2 protein-coding genes are annotated in these 3,559 nt (G+C 58.3%); one reads left to right on the top strand and one right to left on the bottom strand.

The genetic code is table 11. From position 1 onward, the window contains the following. The coding region (locus WBG04_RS18190) for a sigma-70 family RNA polymerase sigma factor (RefSeq protein ID WP_424316134.1) at positions 1-276 on the bottom strand (276 nt) is incomplete at its 3' end. Between the two features lie 416 nt (positions 277-692). Here WBG04_RS18190 and WBG04_RS18185 point away from each other — a divergent pair. Continuing rightward, positions 693-3,365, top strand: a complete 2,673-nt coding sequence (locus tag WBG04_RS18185) for an Ig-like domain-containing protein (protein WP_424316133.1) — start codon at positions 693-695, stop codon at positions 3,363-3,365. Positions 3,366-3,559 lie beyond the last annotated feature (194 nt).

Genomic DNA, 3,559 nt, shown 5'->3' with positions numbered 1-3,559 from the left:
CATCGTCTCTTCCGGCACGGCCCATTCCTTGCGGCGCTTTTGATCCCGCCACGATGACATCACCTTGAACTTCGCCACCGAGAAAATCCACGACTTGAAATTCGTGCCGATCTGGAACTCGCCCCGCTTCTTCCAGATCTCGGCATTGGTCTCCTGAATCACGTCATCGACCTCCGGGCTTCCGGGCAGCAATGACAGCACGAAGGCACGCAAAGCCGCCTGATGACTCACCACCAGCTGCACAAAGGTCTCTTCCGGGTCGGGATGCGGGGCCATAGCACGTGCTTACGGATTCCTATTCCAGATACCTGCCAGAGGTAATCCAATAGTTTGGGAATCTGGAATCGAAGGAGCGCGAACCCGGCGCCTTCGCTGTCAGCCGTGCCGAAGAAAGCCGTTCTCCAGCATATTCCAGAGCCCCCGATCGATTGATTACCTATCGTCAGTGTCGGCCCGTGCGCCCGCATGTCGTTTTCGGGGGAATTTCGCCAAAAAGTCGTTAACCGAAACGGTCCCTCCGGAATAGGTGACAAAGGTATCCGTCGCTCTTTTCATCAATACTGCGGCATCGATAGCCAAACAAACTCCTCGAACAAACCCAACGCATCCCCGGCAGAAACCCAGTGGCTTCACCGCGACTTAATCTGTCCGGGATTCTTCGTTCGGTCGGTTCGTGACCTCTCTGAAACGTTATGAAAAAACACCACCGCGGAAAATACGCCGCCCAGCTAATCACCGGATTATCCATCCTCGCCACCGCCACCGTCTCGGCCGTCGACATTGAAGCCACTGTTACCACGTCAGAGTTCCCCGATAATCCGGGACCCGCCGTCTCGGATTCCGACCTCCTCCAAACCGCCTTCGGTTCCGTCTTCGATACGGATTTGGCTGAACAAGGCGGCACCACGGAAGGCGAGCCAAGCCTTCGCAACGGGATCTGGGACAACAACGGTCAAAGCCGAGCTGCTGCGGCTGTCCAAGACGACGAGATTGTCGAATACACGCTCGACCTCACCCCCAGCCCCGGCGGCTACACAATCAATGGTGTCGATCTCTACAGCAACTGGGGAACCGGCCAAGGGCGGGATGAAATCCGCGTCTCGGTGAGCTTCTCACTCGTCGACACTCCGGATGTCTTTGATCAGGTGCTTGTCGCAGATACGGATCCCCTCTTCGTTTTCAACCCTCCCACTGAAACGCAGGGCAAGATGTCCCTCTCAGGCTTCAGCATTGAGGGCGTCGCCGGGATTCGATTCGAATGGCCCGCCGGGCAGGAGAATGGTGGTGTCGGCTACTCCGAAATCGACGTCTTCGGCACCTCTACTGGCAACGATGTCGACCCACCAACGCTCTCCAGTACGGATCCCACCAACGAGGCGGTCAACGTCCCGACGGTTCAGAACCTGACCTTCACTTTCAATGAAGACGTCCAGGCTGGCTCCGGAGTCATCGATCTCCGCACTGCAGACCCCGACGCGTCCGCCGAAACCTTCGATGTCGCTTCCCTCCCCGTCGACGCGTTCAGCGGGAGGACCCTCACCCTTGATCCGACCAATCCCCTGACGCCCGGAGTCGAATACTACGTGGTGATTCCTGCAGGCGCGGTCGATGACACTGCTGGCAACGACTTTGCCGGAATCCCTGCCTTGCCCGCCGCCGAGGCTTTCAGCTTCACCACGGACAATACACCTCCGACCCTGACCGGAACCGAGCCTCTGCTCAATGGTCTACCGACCTCCGATCTCTTTCTCGAGTTCGACGAAACCATCCAGATCGGTGCCGGCAGCATCACCTTGCACGCTGCCGACGGCACGGTCCTGCAGACCATCGATGTCTCCGGCGGAGGCGTCACCATCAGCGATCAGACGGCGATTGTCGAAATCACCGATCTCGAATTTGGCACGAGCTACTACGTCAACTACCCGGCAGGAGCCTTCGCCGACACCTCCGGCAACGAGGCTGCGGCGGTTTCCGACAACGCGACCATTGCCTTCACCTCGGTCGCCACAACCCTGATTCACTTCTGGGAATTCGAGGACAATGCCACCGACACCGCCGGCACCCATGACGGCACGCTCAGAGGCGGAACCGGTTACGGCGAAGGCCAATTCGGCCAGTCCCTCGACGCCACGGGCACTACCAGCGGCATGGATGTCAACCAATCCTCCCTCCCAGCAACAAACTTCACCCTTGCCTGCTGGATCAATCCGACCCAACCCAATGCCACCCGCCACATCGCGGGAACCCGCCGCGGTACGACGGAAGGAGCGCGAATTGTCCTTCAGGCTGGCGGTACACCCACGGTGCATCTTCAGTCGGAAACCAATGTCGTCCTTGGAGCTCCCACAGCGGTCTCCGCAGAAGTATGGACCCACCTTGCCTTCTCTGTCGATGAGACCAACGGACTGACGCTCTACGTCAACGGCTCACCAGTCGCAAGCGACCCAACCGGAGTCGGGCATACTCTCGTGGATAATTTCACCGTCGGTATCCGTCCCGATGTCATCGGCGATAACTACTTAGGCCGCATCGATGACCTGCGAGTCTACGCCGAAGTTCTCTCCGATTCCGAGATCGCCGCCTTGGCGGCTGCTCCGGGAGATCGTGAAATACCTCTGGTCCTGGAGATCTCCCAAAATGGCGGCAATCTTGACTTCGATTGGAACAGCATCGCAGGCATGCAGTATGATCTGGTCAGTGCCATCGATTTCTCCATGCCCGTCTCAAGCTGGCCGATCTATGACGATGGCATTAACCCTCCCTACGAGGACATTCCTTCCGCAGGTATCTTCACCTCTCTGAACGGCGTGGTGAAAGTGGGTCCGACCCGCTTCTTCGCGCTCATCGAAGAGGAGATCCCACCACTCCTCAGCGAGGACTTCGAAGCAGGACTTCCGGCGGATTGGGCGGCGGCAGACAATGGTGCTGGCACCGCTTGGGAAGTGGGTACCCCATCCGTGGCGGGCCCGCTGGCAGCTGCCAACGGCACGAACTGCGCCGGCACCAATATTGCCGACAGCTATACCTCCGACGCCCTTGCCACCCTCACCTCGCCAGCTTTCGCCGCTCCCGCCGGCGGTGCGACGCTGAGCTTCCAGCAATACATCGATACCGAGACCGATTTCGAGAGCCCTGACTTCGGAACCGTTCGCATCCTCGACGCCGATGACGGCGACGCCGAGATCGTCGACGGCAGTTTCCCCATCACTCCCATCGAGGGAATTGATCTTGGCTGGACCGAGGAATCTTTCGCACTTCCCGCTGCAGCCTTGGGTAAAAACATCAAGATCCAGTTCCAGTTCGAAAGTAATGATAGCTCAAACTGGGGCGGCTTCTACATCGACGATGTGCAGGTCACGCCGTGAGCCCCTTGCATCTTCTGTTATCCGACCGAGGATCCATTTAAAAGAATGGCTCAAGCGATGGATTTTTGGCTCTTCGACAGCTCCGCATGACGGAAAGGCGGGACATCCCCCTGAACCTACGCTTCAAAACGGGTGTGAAAGTCCGTAATTTCAAAGCGTTGTATAGGTTCGAGGGGTATGTCGTTGAGGAGCTT

This window comes from Haloferula sp. (genome assembly GCF_049672945.1).
Classification (GTDB): Bacteria; Verrucomicrobiota; Verrucomicrobiia; order Verrucomicrobiales; family Akkermansiaceae; genus Haloferula.
This window is presented reverse-complemented; position numbering and strand designations above follow the sequence as displayed.